This is a genomic window from Kocuria palustris (genome assembly GCF_016907795.1).
In the GTDB taxonomy this organism is placed as follows: domain Bacteria; phylum Actinomycetota; class Actinomycetes; order Actinomycetales; family Micrococcaceae; genus Kocuria; species Kocuria palustris.
Genome location: NZ_JAFBCR010000001.1, coordinates 994,989 through 1,012,481, shown reverse-complemented (window position 1 = coordinate 1,012,481; position 17,493 = coordinate 994,989). Strand labels below are relative to the sequence as shown.

At 70.9% G+C, this 17,493-nt stretch carries 13 protein-coding genes; 9 read left to right on the top strand and 4 right to left on the bottom strand.

The genetic code is table 11. The features are described from left to right. Positions 1 to 78: 78 nt before the first annotated feature. From mscL to coaA, 3 genes are all read right to left on the bottom strand, one after another. The gene (gene mscL, locus JOE55_RS04355) at positions 79 to 519 is read right to left on the bottom strand and encodes a large conductance mechanosensitive channel protein MscL (RefSeq protein ID WP_204782142.1); all 441 of its coding nucleotides are present in this window, start codon (positions 517 to 519) and stop codon (positions 79 to 81) included. 119 nt (positions 520 to 638) lie between these two features. After that, positions 639 to 1,391 carry a M15 family metallopeptidase gene (locus JOE55_RS04350; protein ID WP_006213474.1) on the bottom strand — a complete coding sequence of 251 codons (753 nt, stop codon included), beginning with the start codon at positions 1,389 to 1,391 and terminating at the stop codon, positions 639 to 641. A 45-nt stretch (positions 1,392 to 1,436) separates the two neighbouring features. Then, positions 1,437 to 2,393 carry a type I pantothenate kinase gene (gene coaA / locus JOE55_RS04345; protein ID WP_053448314.1) on the bottom strand — a complete coding sequence of 319 codons (957 nt, stop codon included), beginning with the start codon at positions 2,391 to 2,393 and terminating at the stop codon, positions 1,437 to 1,439. Positions 2,394 to 2,497: 104 nt separating this feature from the next. Here coaA and JOE55_RS04340 point away from each other — a divergent pair, with 104 nt between their 5' ends. From JOE55_RS04340 to mgrA, 6 genes are all read left to right on the top strand, one after another. After that, on the top strand, positions 2,498 to 2,911 hold the full coding sequence (locus JOE55_RS04340; protein WP_024289944.1) for a holo-ACP synthase: 414 nt from the start codon (positions 2,498 to 2,500) through the stop codon (positions 2,909 to 2,911). Beyond that, positions 2,911 to 4,623 (top strand): NAD(P)H-hydrate epimerase, encoded by a 1,713-nt coding sequence (locus tag JOE55_RS04335; protein ID WP_204782141.1) that lies wholly within the window; start codon positions 2,911 to 2,913, stop codon positions 4,621 to 4,623. The genes JOE55_RS04340 and JOE55_RS04335 overlap by 1 nt, the downstream gene beginning before the upstream one ends. A 161-nt stretch (positions 4,624 to 4,784) precedes the next feature. After that, positions 4,785 to 6,980: a glycogen debranching protein GlgX gene (gene glgX / locus JOE55_RS04330; RefSeq protein WP_204782140.1), complete on the top strand. Its 2,196-nt coding sequence runs from the start codon at positions 4,785 to 4,787 to the stop codon at positions 6,978 to 6,980. Between the two features lie 124 nt (positions 6,981 to 7,104). After that, positions 7,105 to 9,576, top strand: coding sequence for a malto-oligosyltrehalose synthase (gene treY, locus JOE55_RS04325; protein WP_204782139.1), 2,472 nt, complete (start codon positions 7,105 to 7,107; stop codon positions 9,574 to 9,576). An 80-nt stretch (positions 9,577 to 9,656) separates the two neighbouring features. Beyond that, positions 9,657 to 11,537 (top strand): malto-oligosyltrehalose trehalohydrolase, encoded by a 1,881-nt coding sequence (gene treZ, locus JOE55_RS04320; RefSeq protein ID WP_204782138.1) that lies wholly within the window; start codon positions 9,657 to 9,659, stop codon positions 11,535 to 11,537. Between the two features lie 133 nt (positions 11,538 to 11,670). Beyond that, positions 11,671 to 12,771, top strand: a complete 1,101-nt coding sequence (mgrA, locus tag JOE55_RS04315; protein WP_053447809.1) for an L-glyceraldehyde 3-phosphate reductase — start codon at positions 11,671 to 11,673, stop codon at positions 12,769 to 12,771. A gap of 114 nt (positions 12,772 to 12,885) precedes the next feature. On the opposite strand, the gene JOE55_RS04310 is transcribed toward mgrA, so the two are convergent. Beyond that, the gene (locus JOE55_RS04310) at positions 12,886 to 15,024 is read right to left on the bottom strand and encodes a phosphatase (RefSeq protein ID WP_204782137.1); all 2,139 of its coding nucleotides are present in this window, start codon (positions 15,022 to 15,024) and stop codon (positions 12,886 to 12,888) included. A 51-nt stretch (positions 15,025 to 15,075) separates the two neighbouring features. Here JOE55_RS04310 and alr point away from each other — a divergent pair, with 51 nt between their 5' ends. From alr to JOE55_RS13415, 3 genes are read left to right on the top strand one after another with little or no spacing between them, the layout of a single operon-like run. Further along, entirely contained in the window at positions 15,076 to 16,401 is a 1,326-nt protein-coding gene (gene alr, locus JOE55_RS04305; RefSeq protein ID WP_338125424.1) for an alanine racemase, read from the top strand. Beyond that, a complete protein-coding gene (gene tsaE / locus JOE55_RS04300) occupies positions 16,394 to 16,993 on the top strand; it encodes a tRNA (adenosine(37)-N6)-threonylcarbamoyltransferase complex ATPase subunit type 1 TsaE (protein WP_204782136.1) in 600 nt (199 codons plus the stop codon). The genes alr and tsaE overlap by 8 nt, the downstream gene beginning before the upstream one ends. A 13-nt stretch (positions 16,994 to 17,006) precedes the next feature. Beyond that, positions 17,007 to 17,450: a zinc-binding metallopeptidase family protein gene (locus tag JOE55_RS13415; RefSeq protein ID WP_204782135.1), complete on the top strand. Its 444-nt coding sequence runs from the start codon at positions 17,007 to 17,009 to the stop codon at positions 17,448 to 17,450. Positions 17,451 to 17,493: the final 43 nt, after the last annotated feature.

Genomic DNA, 17,493 nt, shown 5'->3' with positions numbered 1-17,493 from the left:
CTTCTTCTCTCTCCCAGCGCCGCCCGGCGCTGTGCTCTCAGATCATGAGGTGAATGGGGGTGGTGGAGCCTGTGGGGCTCAGACGGACGGCGTGTCCTTGGGCGAGACGCTCTCGGCCTGGCCGGCGCCCGGGACGAGCGCGTCGCGGATCTCGGTGAGCAGGGCGACCTGCGGGTCGACCTCCTCCTCGTCCGGGTTGATGCCGAGGCGCAGGTTGCGGCGCTCGATCATCTTGTTCATCGGCATGACGACCACGAAGTAGAGGGCCGCGGCGATGATGAGGAAGTTGATGATGGCGGTGAGCCACGCGCCCAGGCGGACGTAGTTCTCGGTGCCGTTGACCTGGATGGCCAGGAACTGATCGAAGTTGGGGAACCCGATCAGGCCCGAGATCAGCGGCATGATGACCGAGTCCACGAGCGTGGAGATGACGGGGGCGAACGCGCCGCCCACGATGACGGCGACGGCAAGGTCGATGACGTTGCCCTTCATGATGAATTCCTTGAAACCCTGAAGCATGAGGGCAACAGTAGCGGTGAAGGACGTGTCAACCTGTTGCCGGGAAGCTTTTTCTCGGATCTCAGAGGTGATTTCCGTCACACTGCTCTCGGGGCGCGACCCCGTCGTGACCTGGGGCGTCAGGAGTAGTCCGGTGCGGGGCCCGTTCCGTAGAACTCCTCGAGCGTGGCAGCTCCGGAGTCGGCGAACTCCTGGGCGCGCTCCTCGCCGATGTAGCGGAAGTGCCAGGGCTCGTAGGCGTAGCCCGTGACGTCCTCGCCGTCCTGGGGGTAGCGCAGCACGAATCCGTAGTCCTGCGCGTGCTCGGCGGCCCACTGGGCCGCTGCCGTGTCGGCGAAGCACTCCTGCAGGTCGCAGCCGGAGCCGTCGGCGATGTCCATGACCAGACCCGTCTGGTGCTCTGAGTGCCCGGGGCGGGCCGAGATGGTGTCGGCGGTCTCCTGGCCGTTGACGTCGACCCAGTGCTGATAGGTGGTGACCTGCTCGTCGTAGGGGCGGTAGGCCGAGGTGATGCTCACGGTGATGCCCTCGTCTCGCATGTCCGAGAGCATCTGCTGGGCGGCTCCGGCTGCGTCCTCGCGCAGCTGCTGGCCCTCGATGTCCTCGAGCGGCTCCGGGGCGTAGTCCTCCGGATCCAGCGGGCGCGCCTTGTTGACGACCACATCGGTCGAGGTGGAGGTGTCGACGTCGGCGTCGGACACGGCGGCCGCGCCGGATTCAGCCTCTGCCTCCGCGCCGCCGCTCTGGGCGGAGTCCGCGGCGGCGGAGCTGCTGGAGTCCTCCTGCGGCTGCTCGGATCCGCATGCCGAGAGGCCCAGAAGGCCCAGCAGGGTGACGGAGGCGGCCAGGCGGCGTGGGAGGGGGGTGGTCATGATCGGGCTCCGATGCTCGGGGGTGCGGTGCGGATGTTCGGGGGGTCAGTTCTTGCGCAGCAGGACGCGGCGGATCGAGTGGTCCGAGTCCTTGGAGAGGATCAGCTGCGCTCGGCCGCGGGTGGGCCGGACGTTGCGGACCAGGTTCGGCTCGTTGATGCGGCGCCAGATGTCGGTGGCGACCTCCTCGGCCTCCTCGTCGGAGAGGCTCGCATAGCGGTGGAAATAGGAGTCCGGGTCGGCGAAGGCGCCGTGTCGCAGCTGCTGGAAGCGCTCCACGTACCAGCGCTCGATGTCCTGGGTCCGGGCGTCGACGTAGATGGAGACGTCGAAGAAGTCGCTCAGGGCCAGGGCCGCGCGGTCGTCGGGTCCGATCTTGGCGGGGGCCAGCACATTGAGGCCCTCGATGATCACGACGTCCGGGGCGGTGACCACGACCTCCTCGTCCGGGAGGATGTCGTAGGTGACGTGCGAGTACTTGGGCGCCCGGACCTCCAGCGCCCCGGACTTGATGTCAGCCACGAACCGCAGCAGCGCCCGACGGTCGTAGGACTCCGGGAAGCCCTTGCGGTGCATCAGGCCCCGGCGCTCGAGCTCGGCGTTGGGGTGCAGGAAGCCGTCGGTCGTCACGAGCTGGACGTTGGGCGTGGACGGCCACCGGGCCATGAGCTCGCGCAGCAGGCGGGCGGTGGTGGACTTGCCGGCGGCCACTGACCCCGCGATCGCGATGACGAACGGGGTGCGCGCGTGCTCCTGGCCCAGGAACTGATTGGTCGAGTTGTTCAGCGCGGTGGCGGCGGTGTCGTAGAGGGTGAGCAGCCGGGACAGGGGGAGGTAGACCTCGCGCACCTCGTCGGCGTCCAGATGATCTCCCAGGCCGCGCAGGCTCTCGATCTCCGCCTCATCCAGCGGCAGCTCGATCTCATCGGACAGGCGCGACCACGTCAGCCGGTCGAGCTCGACGAACGGCGACAGTCGGTGGATTCCGGGGGCTGTGCTCATCGGCGCCATCGTAGTCCGCCGAGGCGGCGCGCCCCGATCCAGGCGGTCCGTGATGACCTCCTGCGAAGGATCGGGGGCAGCGCACCGGGATTAGGCTGGCTCGCATGATCATCGGCAGCGGCATCGACGTGGTGGACATCCAGCGGTTCGAGCGGCAGCTCGAGCGCACGCCCAGGCTGCGCGAGCGGCTGTTCGTGCCCAGCGAGCGGGTGCTGCCGCTGCAGTCGCTGGCTGCGCGCTTCGCGGCCAAGGAGGCCGCGGCCAAGGCGCTGAAGGCGCCGCCCGGCATGATCTGGCAGCACTGCTGGATCGAGAAGACCGAATGGGGCGCCCCGATCCTGCGCACCGAGGGCACGGTGGCCCGGGAGGCGGCCCGTCAGGGGATCGACCGGTGGCACCTGAGCATGTCCCACGACGGGGGCCTGGCCATGGCCTACGTGATCGCCGAATCGACGGGCTCAGCGGATCCGGAATCGCTCGGCTCGGCGGACCCCGACGACGCCGAGGCGGTGCTGTGATGCGCCCGGGGTTCTCGGGAGAGGCCGTGCGCACGGCCGAGCAGCCGCTGCTCGAGCAGGGCAGGGGCCCGGCGCTGATGGCGGTGGCCGCGCACGGCCTGCAGCTGCACTGCCGGCGCCTCCTGCGCACTCGTCGGGGGCGGGTCGCCGGATCCCGCGCCGTGGTCCTGGCGGGCAAGGGCAACAACGGCGGGGACGGGCTCTGGGCGGCCGCTGCGCTGCGCGGCGCCGGTGTGGCGGTGACGGCGATCCCCACGGCCGACTCGCTGCACGAGGACGGCGCTCGCGCTCTGCGGCAGGCCGGCGGAGTCGTGAGCGCATGGTCGCTGGACGACGAGCACGTTGAGCAGGCCCTGGACCTGCTGCTCGGCGCGGACCTGGTGATCGACGCGGTGCTCGGCACCGGGGCCTCCGGCGGGCTGCGCGGTGCCATGGCCGAGCTCGCGCGATCCTTCGACCAGCGCTCGCAGGAGACAGGGGGGCAGGGGCCCGTCGTCGTGGCCGTCGACGTCCCCTCCGGGCTCAGCGCCGACGGCGGGGCGCTCGAGGGTCCTGTGCTTCCCGCCGCCTCCACCGTGACCTTCGGCGCGGCCAAGACGGCCCAGCTCACCGCCCCCGGCGATCGGCTGTGCGGCCGTGTGGAGGTCGTGCCGATCGGCATCGAGGCGCACCTGCGATCCCCGGACGTCCTGCGGCTCGAGGATCGCGATCTCGAGGCGCTGTGGCCGCGCCCGGTCGGCTCGGACCACAAGTACACCCGCGGCGTCGTCGGGATCGTGGCCGGGTCCGAGGAGTACCCGGGGGCCGCTGTGCTGACGGTGCGCTCGGCGCTGGCCGCCGGGACCGGCATGGTCCGGTACCTGGGCGATGAGTCCACGCGCAGGATGGTCAACCTGACGAGCCCCGAGGCCGTGGTCTCCGATAGTGCCCCCGCCGACGAGCATGTGCAGGCCTGGATCGCGGGCCCGGGCGCCGTCGACGAGGCGCAGCACCAGCGCTGCGAGCAGGCGCTGGCCGAAGCGCTGCAGCGCAGGATCCCTGCGGTGCTCGATGCCGGAGCCCTGGAGATCGCCGGGCGCAGCCTGGCCGACACGCGGCTGCGGCCGTGGATCGTGCTCACCCCGCACGCAGGCGAGCTGGCCGAGCTGCTGCGCTGGTGCGAGGCCTGGGACCGGCTTCCGGAGGGCGTCGCGGCTGCCGAGCGCGAGCAGATCGAGGCGGACCCCGTGCACTGGGCGCGAACGGCCGCCCGGGCGACCGGGGCCACCGTCGTGCTCAAGGGCGCCACCACGACCGTCGCGGCTCCGAGCACCGCGGAGGGCGCGCCGGACCCGGACGACGACCGGGACGGCGCATCCTGCGTCCTGACGGCCGGAGACGGCAGCCCGTGGCTGGCCACCGCCGGCTCCGGGGACTGCCTGGCCGGCATGCTCGGAACCCTGCTGGCCCACGACTCCGCCCAGCCGCAGCGGCTCGAGCGCGCCCTGGGCCCGTGGCTGGCCGACAGCTCGCTGCCCGAGCATCTGCGGGGCGGTCTGCGCGACCGGCTCGCAGGCGACGGGCGCTGGTCGCTGCTGGCGGCGCTGGCCGTGGTGCTGCAGGGGCGCGCCTCGCGGCGGGGAGGAGAGGGCCCGCAGCCCTGCCGCCCCGAGGACATCCGCGCGGCCCTGACCCGCGGGGACGCGGGATCCGGGGCGGATCTGGGCAGCTGAGGGGGGCCGAGCGCGAACGGACGGGGGCCGTCCGGCCCTGATGTCGGCACCTGCGCTAGGCTCGGTGCAGTGCGCCGACGCACCGGGAGTCCTTTCTGTCTGCGTCCCTCGAGGGTCAGGCGGCGGATCCCGAACCCCTACACCTTCAGGAGATCATCGTCGTGACCGAAGTCTGGCCCGGAACCGCTTACCCCCTCGGGGCGACCTTCGACGGAACGGGCACCAACTTCGCTCTGTTCTCCGAGGTCGCCGAGAAGGTCGAGCTGTGCCTGTTCGACGACCAGGGCACCGAGGAGCGCATCGAGGTCGAGGCCGTCGACGGCTATGTCTGGCACTGCTTCCTGCCCAACGTCGAGCCCGGTCAGCGCTACGGCTACCGCGTGCACGGCCCGTGGGAACCGTCGCAGGGCCTGCGCTGCAACCCCTCCAAGCTGCTGCTGGATCCCTACGCCAAGGCCGTGGACGGCTTCGTGCGCGAGTGGGGCCAGCCGCTGTTCTCCTACGAGTTCGGTGACGAGGACTCCTTCAACGACGAGGACTCGGCCGAGCTGATGATGAAGGGCGTGGTGATCAACCCGTTCTTCGAGTGGCAGGGCGACCGCCCGCCCAAGCGCGAATACCACAAGTCCGTGATCTACGAGGCCCACGTCAAGGGGCTCACGCAGCAGCTCGACGAGATCCCGGAGAACGAGCGCGGCACCTATGCCGGCGTGGCCCACCCGGCGACCATCTCGCATCTGAAGAAGCTCGGCATCACCGCGATCGAGCTCATGCCGGTGCACGAGTTCGTGCAGGACTCCACGCTGCTGGAGAAGGGCCTGCGCAACTACTGGGGCTACAACACCATCGCGTTCTTCGCCCCGCACCACGACTACTGCTCGACCTCGACCCTCGGCGGGCAGGTCCAGGAGTTCAAGGCCATGGTCCGCGCCCTGCACCGGGCGAACATCGAGGTCATCCTGGACGTGGTCTACAACCACACGGCGGAGGGCAACCACCTGGGGCCCACGCTGTCCATGCGCGGGGTGGACAACAACGCCTACTACCGCACCGTCGAGGACGACCCGAAGTTCTACATGGACTACACGGGCACCGGTAACTCGCTCAACGTGCGCCACCCCCATGCGCTGCAGCTGATGATGGACTCGCTGCGCTACTGGGTCACCGAGATGCACGTCGACGGCTTCCGCTTCGATCTGGCCTCGACCCTGGCTCGCGAGTTCTACGACGTCGACAAGCTCTCGACCTTCTTCGAGCTCGTGCAGCAGGATCCGATCGTCTCCCAGGTCAAGCTGATCGCCGAGCCGTGGGACGTCGGCCCTGGCGGCTACCAGGTGGGCAACTTCCCGCCGCAGTGGACCGAGTGGAACGGCATGTACCGCGACACCGTGCGGGACTTCTGGCGCGGCGAGCCCTCGACCCTGGGCGAGTTCGCCTCCCGCATCACGGGCTCGGCGGACCTGTACGAGAACAGCGGACGCCGTCCGTTCGCCTCGATCAACTTCGTCACGGCCCACGACGGCTTCACGCTGCGCGACCTCGTGTCCTACAACGAGAAGCACAACGAGGCCAACGGCGAGGACAACAACGACGGCGAGTCGCACAACCGCTCCTGGAACTGCGGTGTGGAAGGCCCCACGGACGACGCCGACGTCCTGTCGCTGCGCGCACGGCAGCAGCGCAACTTCATCGCCACGCTGATGCTCTCCCAGGGCACCCCCATGCTCCTGCACGGCGACGAGCTCGGACGCAGCCAGGGCGGCAACAACAACACGTACTGCCAGGACAACGAGATCTCCTGGATCGACTGGGACGCCGCCGACGCCCCGCTCGTGGAGTTCACCTCCGCGCTGATCCACCTGCGCCGGGACCACCCCACGTTCCGCCGCGCGCAGTTCTTCGACGGCCGTCCGGTCGAGATGGACGAGCGCACGGACGAGGATCCCATGCCGGACATCGCCTGGATCAGCACCGACGGCTCGGCCATGACGCCGGCCGACTGGGACGAGCCCCTGTCCCGCACGCTCGGGATGTGGCTCAACGGCCATGGCATCACAGGCAAGGACGCCCGCGGTCGCCAGATCACCGACGTCGACTTCCTGGTGTGGTTCAACTCCTCCCCGGAGGACATCACGTGCACCCTCCCGCCCGCCGAGTACGGATCTACGTGGGAGGAGCTGCTGGACACCGCCGGCGAGCACGGCAACGGCTCGGTGCTCACGCACTCGACGGAGTTCGTGCTCAAGCCCAAGTCCATGGTGGTGCTGCGCCAGTGGGATGAGCCCGAGGACGAGCCGGACACCTCGGTGGCGGCCTCCGTCGCCGCCTACGCGTCCCAGGCCCAGCCGGACGAGTGAGCCGCGAGCCGGGTGATCCCGGCTCGCCTGAGACTGGGGCCAGTCCCGACCGATCGGGGCCGGCCCTCCCACCCAGGATCCGCAGCAGGAGAGGTGCTCCTGCACCAGCACACGAGGAGACCACGTGCGCATTCCCGCCTCGACCTACCGACTCCAGATCACCCCCGACTTCGACCTCACCGCAGCAGTCGAGCAGCTCGAGCGCCTGCAGGCGCTCGGCGCGGACTGGGTCTACCTCTCGCCGGTCCTGCGCTCCGTGGGCGGCTCGGACCACGGCTACGACGTGGCCGATCCCACCGAGGTCGACCCGGCCCGCGGGGGCAGGGATGCTTTCGACCGCTTCTGCCGCTCGGCGCACGAGCTGGACCTGGGCGTGCTGGTGGACATCGTGCCGAACCACCAGGGCGTGGCCTCCCCGCCGGAGAACCCGTGGTGGTGGTCGCTGCTGCGCGACGGACGCGGCTCCGAGCACGCGCAGGCCTTCGACGTCGACTGGGAGTCCTTCGGCGACCGGGTGATGATCCCGGTGCTCGGCGACGACGCCGACGAGGACGGCACTCCGCGCCCGGGTCGGGCCGACCAGGCGCTGGAGCAGCTCGAGGTCGAGCTGCGCGACGGGCAGCCGGTGCTGACCTACTTCGACAACGTCTACCCGGTGGCCGAGGGCACGGCGATGTTCGATGACGACGGCCGGGCCACGGAGCCTGCCCGGATGATCCACGAGCGGCAGAACTACCAGCTGGTCAACTGGCGCCGCGGGGATGCTGCCCTGAACTACCGCCGCTTCTTCACGATCGCCACCCTGGCGGGGATCAGGGTCGAGGACCGCCAGGTCTTCGAGGACTCGCACGTGGAGGTCCGTCGCTGGATCGACGAGGGCCTGGTGGACGGGCTGCGCATCGATCACCCGGACGGGGTGCGCGATCCCGCGCAGTACCTCGGCTGGCTGGCCGAGCTCACCGGCGGGCGCTACACCCTGATCGAGAAGATCCTGGAGCCCGGGGAGCTGCTGCCGCGCGAATGGCTGGAGCAGGGCCTGACGGCCGGCACCACGGGCTACGACGCCCTGGGTGTGATCGACCGGCTGCTCGTGGACCCGGACGGGGAGTACCCGCTGACCGCTCTGGACGCCTCCCTGCGCGCCGGCTCGAGCGCCGAGCAGGCTCAGGAGGGCGACTGGGAGCGGATGATCCACGGGACCAAGCGGGCCGTGACGGACGGGTCCCTGCATGCCGAGGTCGAGCGCCTGGCCCGCGAGGCCTCCGTCGAGCCCGCCCTGGAGGGCGTCTCGCACGAGACCCTGGTGGACGCCCTGAGCGAGGTCCTCAGCTGCTTCGGCGTCTACCGCACCTACCTGCCGTGGGGCTCGGAGCACCTGGCCGAGGCGCTGGAGGCCTCGCAGGGCTCCCGTCCGGAGCTGGCCGAGGTGCTCACCGCTCTGGGCCCGGTCCTGGGGCTGGGGGTCGAGGACGAGTCGGAGCTGACTCCGGCGGCACGACGCTTCCAGCAGACCTCCGGCATGGTCATGGCCAAGGGCGTGGAGGACAGTGCGTTCTACCGCTACTCCCGTCTCACCTCGCTCACCGAGGTGGGCGGGGATCCGTCGTCGTTCTCGCTGTCCGCTCAGGAGGCCCACGACGAGTTCGCGCGTCGTCACCGCGACGAGCCGCTGGCCATGACGACCCTGTCCACCCACGACACCAAGCGCTCGGAGTCGGTGCGCGCGCGGATCAGCGTGCTCGCCGAGATCGGGGAGGAGTGGGCCGTGGCGCTCGCCTCCGTGGAGCGCGATGCCCAAGCCAGGGGCGTCGGTCCGCTGGCCGATCGCACGCTGGTGAACCTGGTGCTTCAGGCCATGGTGGGGGCCTGGCCCATCAGCCGCGAGCGCGCCGTGGACTACGCACTGAAGGCCGCCCGCGAGTCCGGGACCGCGACCGCATGGGTCGACGGCGACGAGGCCTTCGAGGCAGATCTCAGCGGGCTGATCGACCTGGTGCTGGAGGACCCGGCCGTGCGCGGCACGGTGGAGGGCATCGTGCGTCGAGTCCAGGCACCGGGCTGGTCGAACGCGCTGTCGCAGAAGCTGATCCAGCTCACCGTGCCCGGCGTGCCGGACGTCTACCAGGGCTCCGAGCAGTGGGCTCCTGCGCTCGTGGATCCGGACAACCGCCGCCCGGTGGGCCACGCCGAGATCGCGCAGCGACTGGCCGCCCTCGACGAGCGCCGCGACGATCCTTCGGTGGCGCGCGAGCATTCCGTGCCCGCAGTGGACGAGACCGGCGATGCCAAGCTGCTGGTGACCTCGCGGGCGCTGCGTCTGCGCCGCGACCGCCCGGAGCTGTTCTCGGACTATGCACCGCTGCAGGCGGAGGGCGAGCAGGCAGAACACCTGTTCGCTTTCGACCGCGGCGGTGCGCTGACCCTGGCGACGCGGCTTCCCGTGGGGCTGGAGGCTGCCGGCGGTTGGGGCGAGACAAGCCTGGTGCTGCCCGACGGGCAGTGGAAGGATGCCCTCACCGGCGGGAGCTTCAGCGGCACCGTGCGGGTCTGGGAGGTGCTCGACCTGCTGCCTGTCGCACTGCTGGTCCGCGACTGAGCTGTTCCACCGTTATACCGAACGATCATTCTCCGAGGCGGGCGCACGCATCGTCTCCCCACCGCAGAACGGAGGACGACATGTCCTACTCCGCAGGAAACGGCCGAGCCCCTCTGGATCGCTTCGACGTCTTCGCCCCGCATGCGGCGGGTGTCGTCGTGCGCATCGACGGGCAGGACCACGAGATGATCAAGGCCCTCGACCTGCCGGGGCACAGCCCGCGCGGGCTGGAGCCGGCTCCCGAGTACGCCTCCGGCGAGCACAGCCCCATGGGCTGGTGGACGCTGCCGGACGAGGCCGCCGAGTCCGTGCCGTCCACGACGGTGCGCTACGGCTACATCCTCTCCAAGGTCCTGGACCCGGGCACGCCCGAGGAGCGCACGATCGAATCGGCCGTGCTGCCGGATCCGCGCTCCATGCGCCAGCCGCAGGGCGTGCACGAGCTGTCATGCACCTACGACCCCGCCGACTTCGAGTGGACCGACCACGACTGGGGCGGGGCCGATCTCGAGGACACCGTGCTCTACGAGATGCACATCGGGACCTTCACCCCGGAGGGCACCTTCGAGGCCGCGATCGAGCACCTGGATGCGCTCGCCGAGCTGGGCATCGACGCCGTCGAGGTCCTGCCCGTCAACGGGTTCAACGGCTCGCGCAACTGGGGCTACGACGGCGTGGCCTGGTACACGACCCAGGAGGAGTACGGCGGGCCGATCGGCCTGCAGCGTTTCGTGGATGCCTGCCACGAGCGCAACCTGGCCGTCGTGCTGGACGTCGTCTACAACCACCTGGGCCCATCCGGGAACTACCTGCCCGAGTTCTTCGAGGTCTTCACCGCCGGTGCCTCCTCGTGGGGCGAGCAGATCAACCTGGACGACTTCGGCTCCGACGGGGTGCGCGATCACATCCTCGACAATGTGCGCATGTGGCAGGAGGACTTCCACGTCGACGGCTTCCGCATCGATGCCGTGCACGCGCTCAAGGACTCCCGCGCCCGCCACATCCTCCAGCAGATCTCGGACCGTGTGGCGGAGACCTCGCAGCGCACCCGTCGTCGTGCCTTCACGATCGCGGAGTCGGACCTCAACGACGTCCGCATGGTCGAGGGCACCGAGCGCAACGGCCTGGGGATGAGCGGACAGTGGCTCGACGACTGGCACCACGGCGCGCACTGGGCGCTGTCGGGGGAGTCGCAGGGCTACTACTCGGACTTCGCCTCGCTGGGGGCGCTGGCCAAGTCCATGGAGGGGGCGTTCTTCCACGACGGCTCGTTCTCGTCCTTCCGCGGGCGCTCCCACGGGGGGCCCGTCGACCCGCAGCGGCAGAAGCCGTGGCAGTTCGTGACCTACACGCAGAACCACGATCAGGTGGGCAACCGGGCGACCGGCGACCGCTTCTCGCAGACGCTGTCCACGGATCGCCTGATCCTGGCCGCGGCCCTGCTGCTGACCCAGCCGTACACGCCCATGATCTTCCAGGGCGAGGAGTGGGCGGCCTCGACCCCGTGGCCGTTCTTCACCGCGCATCCGGAGCCCGAGCTGGCCGATGCCGTGCGCAGCGGCCGCAAGGCCGAGTTCGCGCGCATGGGATGGGACGAGGACTCCGTCCCGGATCCCCAGGCGCAGGAGACCTTCGACTCGGCGATCCTGAAGTGGGATGAGCGTGAGCAGGGCGATCACGCGAAGGTGCTCGCCGCCTACCGGGAACTGATCGACCTGCGCCGACGCACCCCCGAGCTGCGCGGCGGCTTCGAGACGATCCGCACCGAGTTCGAAGAGGACGGCCGCTGGCTCGTGCTGCACCGCGGCCCGGTGTCCGCAGCCTTCAACTTCGGCGACGACGCCGTGGACGTGCCGCTGGGCGGTGCCGCTTCGTCGGTGCTGTGGAGCCACGGCGCCGAGGAGCCGGCCGGGGAGTCCATCCGTCTCCAGGGCAGCGGCGCAGCGGTGCTCAGGGCCTGAGAGGCTGTGCTGGACGGTCCGCCATGATCCAGCGGCCTCCGCTTCCTCCAGGGAGCGGAGGCCGCTTCGGCTCCGAAGCGGTGCGTCCTGCTGCTCCCATTGCGCTGTCGCCGGGCGGTGGAAGGATGGGCACATGCTGATCTACGGAGATGACACCCGCTGGACGCCCGCCGAGGACCGCTACGAGTCCATGCCCTACCGCACGCTCGGGACCTCGGGCCTGAAGCTGCCCGCGATCTCGCTGGGGCTGTGGCACAACTTCGGCGATGACAAGCCCATGGCCACGCAGAAGCAGATCCTGCGTCAGGCCTTCGACTCGGGCATCACCCACTTCGACCTGGCCAACAACTACGGCCCGCCCAACGGCTCGGCCGAGCTGAACTTCGGGCGCGTGCTCAAGGAGGACTTCGCCGATCTGCGCCAGGAGATCGTGATCTCCTCCAAGGCCGGCTGGGACATGTGGCCGGGCCCCTACGGCTTCGGCGGCTCGCGCAAGTACCTCATCGACTCGCTCGATCAGTCGCTCGAGCGCATGGGCCTGGACCGGGTGGACATCTTCTACCACCACCGTCCGGATCCGGAGACCCCGATCGAGGACACCATGCGCACCCTGGACCGCATCGTGCGCTCGGGCCGGGCGCTGCACGTGGGCATCTCCTCCTACAGCGCCGACGACACCGCCCAGGCCCAGCAGATCATGCGCGAGCTCGGCACGCCGCTGGTCATCCACCAGCCGTCGTACTCGCTGCTCAACCGCTGGATCGAGGAGCCCTCCGAGAACGCGGACGGCCCGGCCGGCGGCAAGAACCTGGTGCAGGTGCTGGGGGAGGCCGGTATGGGCTCGATCGTGTTCACGCCGCTGGCCCAGGGCATGCTCACGGACAAGTACCTGAACGGCATCCCGGAGGACTCGCGCGCCGCGGCCTCCAAGTCCCTGAACCCCGAATGGCTCACGGACGAGAACATCGAGCGCATCCGCGGGCTGAACGAGATCGCTCAGCAGCGCGGTCAGACCCTGGCGCAGATGGCGATCGCCTGGACCCTGCGCCCGCAGGACGGCGGGCAGGTCACCTCCGCGCTGGTGGGAGCCTCCTCGGCCCGGCAGATCGCCGACAGCGCCAAGGCCGTGGAGAACCTCGAGTTCTCCCAGGACGAGCTCTCCCGCATCGACGAGCTCGCTCGGGACGCCGGGGTGAACATCTGGGCCAAGGCCACCGAGTCCACCAAGGACTGAGCTTGGACCGCTGAGGGGCCGCCTGCCGGTCGGCGGCTAGGCAGCACGAAGGGGACGCCTCCGAGTGGAAGCGTCCCCTTCGTCGTGCCCGCACCCTGCGCTGCGGGCGAGCGCTCAGCAGATCGGCAGCCCGGCCCGCTCGAGCACGAAGTCGGTCAGCGGGGCGTAGGCCTCGGGCGGGATGTTGTCGTCCATCGGCACGACGACCTCGATCAGGCCCTGCTGCTCGCCCACGAACGGGGCAGGGTCATTGCAGTCGGCGATCGCGATCACCCGCGCCCCGCGGGAGCCGGCGGCACCTGCCATGCCGTGATCGGAGACCACCAGATCAGGCAGGAACGAGGGATCGCCGGCCTGCTCGGCGAGGCGATCGAGGGCCAGTTCCATGGGCTCCGGGCGGTGCGTGTGCCGCAGTCCGCCGTACTGCTCGACCATCATCACATCCGAGACCTGGCGCACCTGCCCGTCGTCCCAGGCGATGCCGCCGTGCATGTGCAGCACCTCGGCACCTGCCGCGCGGGCGGCTGCGGCCAGGCGGGAGTAGATCGGAGGCAGGGCCGCGGGGTGAGCCGTGGCGAAGAAGATCGTGGCGCCGGGTCGCACGGCGTCGGCGAGCACCGCGGCGTAGCGCTCGAGCGCGGCCACGCACAGCTGGGCGCTGATCGTGTCCACGCCCTCGGTGAAGGACGGGTCGGCGCTGATGCCGACGCGCTCGACCATGAGGCGGAAGACACCGTCGTACGTGGTGCCCGGAGTCGGGGTGACGCCCATGTACTGGTGCTCGGAGGAGTCCAGGAAGCCCTGGATGTTCGCCAGATTGGCCTGCCGGGGCGTGGCCACCGGGCCGGTCGCGTGGAATCGGTCGAGGTGATCTGCCAGGTCCTGGGGGCTCAGCGCTGAAGTCGTCATGGCTGCCACAGTAGGTCCGGGCGTGATCCCCCTCTGCGACGGGGCATAGACCTGCTCGACGTGGGCCCGAGCTGCGGCCGCCCAGGAGAAGCCGCGGGCGCGCTCGGCGGCGGCACGGCCACGCCGAGCCAGCTCCACGGGATCTCTCAAGGTCGACCGCAGCGCCTCGGCCCACGCCTGCGGAGTGCGCTGACCGACGAGCCAGCCGGTGCGGCCGTCGTCGAGCGCTGAGCGCAGCCCGCCGGCATCCGAGGCGAGCACCGGGGTCCCACAAGCCTGGGCCTCCAGGGCCACCAGGCCGAAGGTCTCCGACGACGACGGCACCGCCCAGAGATCCGCCCGGCGCATGGCGGCGGCCAGCTCGGTCACGGGCAGCGAGCCGAGCCACTCGATCCGGTCCTCGATGCCGAGAGTCCGGGCCTGCTGGTGCAGGGAGTCGGTGAAGGCGTCGTCGCCCACCCCTGCCAGCAGCAGGCGGGGAACCGGGGCCTTCGGATCGGCGGCCAGCAGGCCCATCGCCTCCAGGAGGATCTGCGGGCCCTTGAGCGGCTGTAGGCGCCCCGCGAAGCCGATCACCGGCTCGTGGTCCTGGCGGGCAGCGGACTGCGGCTCGGAGGACGGAGCGTCGGGAGGCTGCGGGCCGTCCGGGCGGAACACCTCGAGGTCCACGCCCGGGGCGATCACGTGGGTCCGGGCGGGGTCGGCGTCGTAGAGCTCGCGCATCTGCTCGGCCTCGGCGGCGGTGTTGACCACCAGGACCGAGGTCTCGCGGATCAGGCGCTGCTCGGCGCACTCGCGGACCTCCGGCTCGAGGGCCTCCCCGGCGGCCGCCTGCGCGTTCTTGCCGCGGGCACTGGTGTGCAGGGTCAGCGCGAGCGGGATGTCCCAGTCCTGCGCCAGATCCCGGCCGACCTCCCCGGAGAGCCAGTAGTGCCCGTGGAGGACATCGGGGCGGGGCAGCAGCTGCGCAGCGGCGGCCCGCAGAGCCGCGGCGACGGCGGGCAGGTGCCGCGGCAGCTCGTCCTTGGCCGTGCTCGCGGTCTCGGGCAGAGTCACGCTCACCAGCCGCAGCCCCGGCAGCTCGCCGACGGGCTGGGCCGTGACGGTCTGCGCCGGACGCCGCTGCCCGGGGTGCTCGCTGTCGCGCCACAGGGTGATGAGATCGACCGCATAACCCTGGCAAGCCAGCTCGCTCGCCAGGTGCCGGACGTAGACGTTCATCCCGCCCGCATCCCCCTGACCGGGCTGGCGCAGGGGAGAGGTGTGCAGGCACAGCATCGCAATGCGCAGGCACTTCTGCGACGGACCGGTCGGAGCGGCGCAGGGATCTTCGGAGGTGAGCACGCGAACACTCTAGGGCCGCTGGGCGCGCGACCACGGTGCCACAATGGTCCGGTGAGCACCGATCCCCAAGCCCCTGACACCCGCAGCCAGCCGCCTGCCGCAGCGTTCGTCGCCCAAGACGTCCATCGTCAGGGCGCGGCGCCCGAGCGAAGCGCGGTCGTCGATCTCGCCGCGATCCGCCACAACGTGCGGGTGCTGGCCGAGCTCGCCCATCCTGCCGCCCTGATGGCCGTGGTGAAAGCCGATGCCTACGGCCACGGTGCGGTGCCGGTGGCCCGTGCAGCACTGGTCGCAGGGGCGCAGGGCCTGGGCGTGGCACATGTGCGCGAGGCCCTCGAGCTGCGCGAGGCCGGGATCCGCGCCCCGATCCTGGCCTGGCTGCACACCGCGGACACCGACTTCGAGACTGCGCTGCAGCGGGACATCGCTCTGGGGGTCTCCGGTGCGGAGCTCTTCGAGATCGCGGCGACGGCCCAGCGGATCGGGCGCACGGCTCGGATCCACCTCAAGGTCGACACCGGCCTGGGCCGCAACGGCTTCGCGCTGTCGCAGTGGCCGCAGGTCCTCGAGACCGTCCGCGGGCTGGAGCGAGGCGGTGCGCTGCGCGTCGACGGGATCTTCTCCCACCTGGCCGTCGCCGATGAGCCCGAGCGCCCGGAGACCGATGAGCAGGTCGAGGCCTTCGCCGCCGCCGTGCGGCAGGCACGGGAGGCGGGGCTCGCCCCGCGGTTCACCCACCTGGCGAACACGCCGGCGACCCTGTCGCTCGGGCAGCCGGGTGCGCTCGCGGATCCGCAGACCACGCGCGGGGACATCGTGCGCACCGGCGTGGGGATCTACGGCGTCTCGCCGTTCGCCGATCGCAGCGCCCAGGAGCTCGGGCTGCTGCCTGCCATGACCCTGCGGACCTCGGTGGCCAACATCAAGCGGGTCCCCTCGGGCCAGGGGGTCTCCTACGGGTTGAGCTACCGCACCTCCGAGGCGACCACCCTCGCGCTGATCCCCATGGGCTACGGCGACGGCGTGCCGCGCGTGGCCACCGGGGCCCCGGTCATGATCGAGGGCCGCACCTACCCGGTCGTCGGGCGGATCGCCATGGACCAGATGGTCGTTGACCTGCGGACCACGGAGGACATGAGCCATCTGCTGGGTGCGGAGGCGGTCCTCTTCGGCGGCGAGGGCGCCCCCTCGGTGCGCGAGTGGTCCGAGGCCGCCGGGACGATCGACTACGAGATCATCACCCGGATCTCCCCGCGCGTGCAGCGGGTGCACGTGGACACCCGCGCCGACCTCGCGTTCGACCGGGTGGCGCAGGAGCGTGCGGCCCACGCTCGGGCGAACGCATCCGAGACGGGCCAGGGCCGCGCCGATGGCTGAGTCCGGCGGCAGCGCGCCGCGCTGGGAGCGCACCGTGCAGGTCGGCTCGGCGATCGAGACCCAGCGCCTGGCCGAGCGGCTGGGACGCGAGCTGCGAGCCGGTGACCTGATCCTGCTGGACGGTCCCCTCGGGGCCGGCAAGACGACCTTCACGCAGGGCCTGGGCCGCGGCCTGGGAGCGGTGGAGGGGATCATCTCGCCCACGTTCGTGCTGGCCCGTCGCCACCCGAACGAAGCCCACGGCCCCCGTCCCGGCGCCCCGGGGCTCGTGCACGTGGACGCGTACCGGCTGGCCGATGCGGCCCAGGTCGAGGACATCGACCTCGAGGTGACCCTCGCCGAGTGGGTGACGGTCATCGAGTGGGGGCGCGGCAAAGTCGAGGGGCTCAGCGACTCTCGGCTGGAGATCGAGATCGAGCGGCCGCAGGGAGGGCAGCGCTCGCTGTCGGACGTGCTGGCGGAGTTCGCCGCGGACCACGACGAGGACGAAGCTGCCGCCGTCGACGAGCCGCGGACGCTGCGGCTGCGCGGCATCGGCCCACGCTGGGACCGCGTGCCGAAAGCGCTGCACGACTTCGCCGACCAGGGCTGAGCTCACGTTGCCCGTGCCCGGGGCGGGTGCTCCGGCGGTCGTCTTCGACGCCGTGCAGGAGCAGCTTGAAGGGCAGCGCGAGGTCTACATCGACCTCCACGCCCACCCCGAGCTGTCCATGCACGAGACCCGCACCAGCGGCATCATTGCCGAGCGCCTGGAGGGCTTCGGCTTCGAGGTCCACCAGCGCGTCGGCGGCGGCGTGGTGGGCGTGCTCGCCAACGGTCAGGGCCCCGTGGTGATGAACCGGGCGGACTTCGACGCCCTGCCGGTCGAGCAGAGGACAGGGCTGGACTACGCCCCCACCGAGACGACCACCGACGAGGACGGCCGCGCTGGCCTGGCTGGGCTGACCCGCTCTCCGACGAGGGCCCAGCTTCGCAGTCCCTCAGCACTGAGGGGATGCGAAGGTGCGGCCTCGAGCGTCCGGGTGGAGGAATCTCTGATCGGCCGATGACACTGCGCAGGCGCGGACGGCCCGGGGACCCGCACGATCTGAT

Coding starts and splice junctions, on each gene's coding strand:
- mscL (WP_204782142.1), bottom strand. CDS start 519: ATGCTTCAGGGTTTCAAGGAATTCATCATGAAGGGCAACGTCATCGAC.
- JOE55_RS04350 (WP_006213474.1), bottom strand. CDS start 1,391: ATGACCACCCCCCTCCCACGCCGCCTGGCCGCCTCCGTCACCCTGCTG.
- coaA (WP_053448314.1), bottom strand. CDS start 2,393: ATGAGCACAGCCCCCGGAATCCACCGACTGTCGCCGTTCGTCGAGCTC.
- JOE55_RS04340 (WP_024289944.1), top strand. CDS start 2,498: ATGATCATCGGCAGCGGCATCGACGTGGTGGACATCCAGCGGTTCGAG.
- JOE55_RS04335 (WP_204782141.1), top strand. CDS start 2,911: ATGCGCCCGGGGTTCTCGGGAGAGGCCGTGCGCACGGCCGAGCAGCCG.
- treZ (WP_204782138.1), top strand. CDS start 9,657: ATGTCCTACTCCGCAGGAAACGGCCGAGCCCCTCTGGATCGCTTCGAC.
- mgrA (WP_053447809.1), top strand. CDS start 11,671: ATGCTGATCTACGGAGATGACACCCGCTGGACGCCCGCCGAGGACCGC.
- tsaE (WP_204782136.1), top strand. CDS start 16,394: ATGGCTGAGTCCGGCGGCAGCGCGCCGCGCTGGGAGCGCACCGTGCAG.